The organism is Paracoccus lichenicola (assembly GCF_009708075.1).
Taxonomy (GTDB): Bacteria; Pseudomonadota; Alphaproteobacteria; order Rhodobacterales; family Rhodobacteraceae; genus Paracoccus; species Paracoccus lichenicola.
Genome location: NZ_WMBT01000040.1, coordinates 1 through 5,018 on the forward strand (window position 1 = coordinate 1; position 5,018 = coordinate 5,018).

The window sequence follows — 5,018 nt, forward strand, 5'->3', positions numbered from 1 at the left end:
AAAAAAAGCAAAAAGGTCACTGCAAGCACGGCACGTCGGATCACAGGGATCAGTACACCATTAGGCGGAATGCAATGGGCTGATCCAGGCCCTTCAGAAAAAGATATTGTGCGAGCTTTTCTTGTATTTTTAGAAGATCGTCGTATTTTATATAACTCAATGCAATTAGAAGTACCCCAGCAAGTTGAACGGTCTGTTCACGAGATACGAGAAGAATGTACGCGTAATCTGCAACGCCTTGGTGTCAATGCTTTCGCAACAATTCCTATTCGTACTATTCGGGAAGAAAGCCGCCGTTATCACGACAACTGCAACGAAGCTTTTCATAATATGGTACATGACTGGGACCCTGACAGACATGACCGGAACCGTTTTGGACCAGGATTTTTTACTGCTCTCGGGTCGTATCGCGCTACGGTTGGATATCAGGTAGCATTGTTAGCAGCTCACTACGACATTGATGTTGAAGGTGACCTAGCGAGTGTTATTCCTGGCGTCTCTCCTGAGCAGACCTAAATTAAGTTTGGAGCTTGCTTAGGCGCGGCGACCGAGTTCAGCCATCATGGCACGCCGCAAAATCGCATTCATACGTGTTTGATAGCCTTGTCCCCCGGCCTTCAGCCAAGCCAATACATCGGCGTCTAGTCTCGCTGTTATCTGTTGCTTGATGGGGCGATAGAACCCGCCCCGAACCGCGCCGGCCCATTGCTCGTCGGTCAGTTCGGGAATGTCGCTGGTGTCGATCTGATCAACGGGCAGCGCGTCTAATTTAGCAAGTTCCTCGCGCCGTTTATTGGTCAGCTGGGGCAGCGTGTCGAGGGTGTATTCAACCATTGGCATATCGCTTCCTTTCCTGCGGGGTGGCACGGCGGGCAGAGATGATGCGGATTACCTCGACAGGTTCGGGACCATCCTCGGTGACAGTATGAGCCACCAGTAGAACGGCGGCACCGCCGACCTGGCCGATGGTCTGCCAGCGATACTCGCCGCCTTCAACCCGGTCCTGCACCGTCAGGTGCAGCGGATCGAAAAACACATACACGGCGTCCTCGAACCGGACACCGTGCTTGCGCTGGTTCGATTCCGCCTTAGCCGGATCCCAGACAAACCGCATTCTCATAAAGTAGATGTAATTACAAAAATGTAATTGTTCAACCTGGTGCTTCTTCCCCGCCCTTCATCGCCTCCACGATCTGATCGACATGTGTCCGCTGCTGCCGGGCGCGGCGGACCATCAGGCTGCGGGCCTGGTCATTGTGACGGGCGATCTCGTGCAGCTGCTGGGCCAACTGGTCCAGGTGCAGGCGCGAGATCTTCTGGCCACGCAGAACGGCCGTGTTCATGGCCCTCACGGCCTGGTTCACGTTCTGCCCGATCGCGGACACCTCCTTGGTCAGCGCCGCGATCTCGCCAGCCTCGGGGGGCTCGATGTGATACACGCCCGCCGCATAGAGCAGCACCCGCCGCGCCATGTCGGCCCGGCTCAGGTCCAGCTCCTTCGCCAGGGTGTCAAGACGCTCCATGTCCTCGGCGCTGACCCGCACCGTCAACACCTTGCTGCGGGACTGCGGCAGGCGCTCCTCCCAGCGGTTCTTGAGGTTGTAGATCGTCCGGCGGCTGACCCCGTATTTCTTTGCCAGATTCGTGACCGGGATCTTCGCGTCCAGCTCGCCCCGCAGCGCCTGCTTTTGGTCGTTGGTCAGGCGGCTGAACTTGCGCTTTGGCATGTGTGAAGTATCCGAAATTGAGATTGTGAAGTATTCAAGTTACATTTCCTGCCATTTACACAACCCCTAAAACTACCCTTCACAAAAAGGGGACATTTAAGGCTGATCTCGAGTCTGATTCAGTGGTCCGTGAGACCGCGAGACAGAGCCAGATGACAGGATCGTCGCTTTGCAGTTCACAGGCAGTAACAGGTCAAGGATACCCTCTCTGAGCCACGGAGAGACCCCCTAGAGGCCCGTTCCGGGTTCTTGGGTAGAGCTTTCTGCTCTTTCTGCGCTTCGGCCTCCAGAGGGCCTTCTAGAGCTTCTGAGCGCCTTTCTGATTTTCTCAGCAGATCTTTCAACCATCAGGCCGGACGTAGTGGGATTGAGAAACTGACCCTCGCCACCTGTGCCACCCCGAGGCGCTGCGCCGATCCAAAGGGCTGGCAAGCCTCGGGGCGGGCGGTGCCACGCCGCTAGTTTCGATGCAGTGTCGGGTGTCGCGTGTCGCGTGTCGCTTCGCTCCCCACGACACCCGACACTGACACTAGAAGGCTAAAAATGGAGGCGCCGGAGGGTAAAAGTGGAGGTGCCGGAGGGTTTGAATGGAGGTGCCGGAGGGTTTGAATGGAGGTGCCGGAGGGTTTGAATGGAGGTGCCGGAGGGTAAAAATGAGACGTTGAACTGGAGATGACTCAAATATAATCTCCATTTATGAGGGAAATTACTGTGCCAAGCAGCGCTGTTGCGCTTCGATCTGACAAACCGCTAACCCCAGCCATGGTCTCCGCAGTTTGGGAGCTGGCCTCGGCTCTCGACGCTGCCCGGATCCCCGCCGAGGTGGACAACAGCGTCTGGCTGGAAGTGCCCTCTCGACTGTTGCGCGGCGAAGACGGGCGCAACGATAACATCTGGCTGCGCGAGTGCCTGACGCGCCTGACCGGGGTGCAGCTCAGCGGGGAGTGGCGCGGCGACCCTTGGGGCGCGGTTCTGTTGGCCGAATGGAAGATCACCCAGGGCGGTTCAATGGTGCGGGCGCTGATTCCCCCCGCAGGCGTACACGCCCTGCGCAGCCCGCAGAATTTTGCCAAGATCGAGGCCCGCGCCGCCCACAGCCTGACCGGCCACGGCCGCCAGCTCTATGTGCTGCTGGCCGACAAGAAGCGCCTGGGGCGGCCGTTCTGGACCTTCACCGTGGATGAACTGCGCTCGCTGATGGGAGTGGCCGACAAAAAGTCCTACGAAGTTTGGGGACAATTTCGGCGTTGGGTTCTCGACCCAGCCTTGGTGGCGGTGAACGATTACGGCACGGTCGAGGTCAGCATGTCCCTAGAAAAACGGGGGCGGTCGGTCCATGCCGTCACCTTCCGGTGGCAGTGGAAGGATCCCCATGACGCCGCTGAAACGGTGGCCGAGAACGAACGCCATCGGAACGCCCGCCGCCGCCAGCAGGACATGGACGATGCCCCGCCCCTCATCGCCGACGAACCCCAGGCGGAACCGGCCTTGGCCTGGTGGTATGGCCTACCCCCAGCCGAACGCAAGGAATGGGCGGATCGTGTCGGCCGCACCTTCACGGCCGGAGGTTACACCGTGACTCGGCGTGACGCGGATCTTGCCCGTGCCGCCTTTTCCGTTCATGAAGAATCGGTTCCATCGAGAACTCCTAAATGACGCAGTACGCAACTATGACGGAACTGTCCCTTTCACAGGCTGCGAAGCTGACAGGCAAAAGCAAGTCTACCATCAATAGAGCCATTAAAACCGGGAAGATTAGCGCGAATCGACATGAGGATGGCAGCTATTCAATTGACCCAGCAGAACTCTCACGAGTGTTCGGCTTGGAACCCCAGGAAGGTTCCAAAAGAAGCGATGCAGAACCGGGTGGAACCCGCCTCCTCGAACGCATTGAAGCTCTGGAGGTCATGCTAAACCGTGAGCGCGAGATTGCGGCAGACCTGAAAGAAGACCGGGATCGTTGGCGGCAGCAGGCCACAGCATTGTTGCCCGATCAGCGCCTACCCCGCCCTTCTTCTAAATGGTGGCCTTGGCAAAGAAAGAACTCGTAAGCTTCACTAGACTTTTCCAGTAAAATTAGGTTGGTGTCTTATGGAAACAAAATCTATTCACACTTTAAACGCCAGAAATAATATAATGCTTGAAGTCATGCAGGACTACTTCAAGCTTTCCCCGGAACATATGTTCCAGGAGATTCAAAGATTAAGACAGAGCGTTGAAGATGTGCTGTCCATTAAGGGCATAAGTTATGATGCACTTAAGAGCGCACTTGTTCCCGATCGTCAGCGTAGAGAGATTGCTTTTGTTTTCGACACCTTAGAAATTGAATCGGATTGGTATGGAAACGATGTTTTTAAGCATCTAATTCCATTACTTGAAAAAGAAAGTAGTCACAGCATTCTTGTTGGTGACTACCTGGACCGGCCTGGACAAATAGAAGAAGTTTTTGAAGCTTTTGAAGAATCAGTCCTTTTGAACAGGAATGTTGAATTTCAACACCCTACTCAGTTTTACATTGTTTATATAAACAATCTCAGCGATGCGATGGTTGAGAAAATTGATGAAGGGCTAAGCGAATACAAGGGCTATGTTGGCTTAGCTGATATGACTTATTCTTCTCGCTTCAAAGTTTACCTATCAACAATGCTGGTAAATTTATGTGTAAAGCATAAAAAAATTATCTTACAGGGCCACGAACCAGATCGAGACAATAGCGAGAATGTCAACATGATTGGCTACCCTTTTGAAGAAAATGGGTTTAAATGTTGTAGCTTATCAGATGATCTTATGGGAGTTCTGCTCTCATATAAAATAGAAAGGCCTGTTTTTTCTGGCTTTGAGTCTGATACGCATTTCTCTTTAAATTCATTAACGGTTAATCCGTTACCTATCGATAATTTTGAAATCAAGATTGATGATGCGAAGCTTGATTACCTTAAAAGGGAAAAGGCAGGTTCAATGTCTCGGGCTGGTCTCGCGTCTGTTGAAAACAGTGAACTTGCTGCAATCATTCGCGCCAAAGTCAACAGTAGCTACATCTACAATCTGTCATACAACAAAGATTATAATGTAATAAAATTCAATATTATATTAGAAATTGGCGCTGACCAAGATAGTGGTTCAACTCGCCTTCTTGCTTCTCTCGCATACCAGCCTTCTGAGAAGGTATTACGGCTAATCACACTGTATTAGAGATAAAATGAACTGGTTCAAAAAAAGCAAAAAGGTCACTGCAAGCACGGCACGTCGGATCACAGGGATCAGTACACCATTAGGCGGAATGCAATGGGC

At 53.1% G+C, this 5,018-nt stretch carries 7 protein-coding genes; 4 read left to right on the top strand and 3 right to left on the bottom strand.

What is annotated here, in order from left to right:
- Window positions 1–516 (top strand): DUF6650 family protein (locus GIY56_RS18445; RefSeq protein WP_196053695.1); only part of this gene is annotated, 516 nt, incomplete at its 5' end.
- A gap of 18 nt (window positions 517–534) precedes the next feature.
- Here the strand turns inward: GIY56_RS18445 and GIY56_RS18060 are convergent.
- From GIY56_RS18060 to GIY56_RS18070, 3 genes are read right to left on the bottom strand one after another with little or no spacing between them, the layout of a single operon-like run.
- Window positions 535–834 (bottom strand): BrnA antitoxin family protein, encoded by a 300-nt coding sequence (locus tag GIY56_RS18060; RefSeq protein WP_230312634.1) that lies wholly within the window; start codon window positions 832–834, stop codon window positions 535–537.
- Window positions 827–1,114, bottom strand: a complete 288-nt coding sequence (locus GIY56_RS18065) for a BrnT family toxin (RefSeq protein WP_230312635.1) — start codon at window positions 1,112–1,114, stop codon at window positions 827–829. The genes GIY56_RS18060 and GIY56_RS18065 overlap by 8 nt, the downstream gene beginning before the upstream one ends.
- Window positions 1,115–1,151: 37 nt before the next feature.
- A complete protein-coding gene (locus GIY56_RS18070; protein WP_154766225.1) occupies window positions 1,152–1,727 on the bottom strand; it encodes a helix-turn-helix domain-containing protein in 576 nt (191 codons plus the stop codon).
- A 762-nt stretch (window positions 1,728–2,489) separates the two neighbouring features.
- On the opposite strand from GIY56_RS18070, the gene GIY56_RS18075 reads away from it, so the two are divergent.
- The 3 genes from GIY56_RS18075 (at window position 2,490) to GIY56_RS18085 (ending at window position 4,919) form a co-directional block, all read left to right on the top strand.
- Window positions 2,490–3,383: a replication initiation protein gene (locus GIY56_RS18075; RefSeq protein ID WP_196053696.1), complete on the top strand. Its 894-nt coding sequence runs from the start codon at window positions 2,490–2,492 to the stop codon at window positions 3,381–3,383.
- Window positions 3,380–3,778 carry a hypothetical protein gene (locus GIY56_RS18080; protein ID WP_196053697.1) on the top strand — a complete coding sequence of 133 codons (399 nt, stop codon included), beginning with the start codon at window positions 3,380–3,382 and terminating at the stop codon, window positions 3,776–3,778. The genes GIY56_RS18075 and GIY56_RS18080 overlap by 4 nt, the downstream gene beginning before the upstream one ends.
- 97 nt (window positions 3,779–3,875) lie before the next feature.
- Window positions 3,876–4,919 (top strand): hypothetical protein, encoded by a 1,044-nt coding sequence (locus GIY56_RS18085; RefSeq protein ID WP_154766228.1) that lies wholly within the window; start codon window positions 3,876–3,878, stop codon window positions 4,917–4,919.
- The last annotated feature ends 99 nt before the right edge of the window (window positions 4,920–5,018 follow it).

Bases quoted from the DNA above. Each gene is read 5' to 3' on its own strand.
- GIY56_RS18060 (WP_230312634.1), bottom strand. From the start codon at position 834: ATGGTTGAATACACCCTCGACACGCTGCCCCAGCTGACCAATAAACGG.
- GIY56_RS18065 (WP_230312635.1), bottom strand. From the start codon at position 1,114: ATGCGGTTTGTCTGGGATCCGGCTAAGGCGGAATCGAACCAGCGCAAG.
- GIY56_RS18070 (WP_154766225.1), bottom strand. From the start codon at position 1,727: ATGCCAAAGCGCAAGTTCAGCCGCCTGACCAACGACCAAAAGCAGGCG.
- GIY56_RS18075 (WP_196053696.1), top strand. From the start codon at position 2,490: ATGGTCTCCGCAGTTTGGGAGCTGGCCTCGGCTCTCGACGCTGCCCGG.
- GIY56_RS18080 (WP_196053697.1), top strand. From the start codon at position 3,380: ATGACGCAGTACGCAACTATGACGGAACTGTCCCTTTCACAGGCTGCG.
- GIY56_RS18085 (WP_154766228.1), top strand. From the start codon at position 3,876: ATGCAGGACTACTTCAAGCTTTCCCCGGAACATATGTTCCAGGAGATT.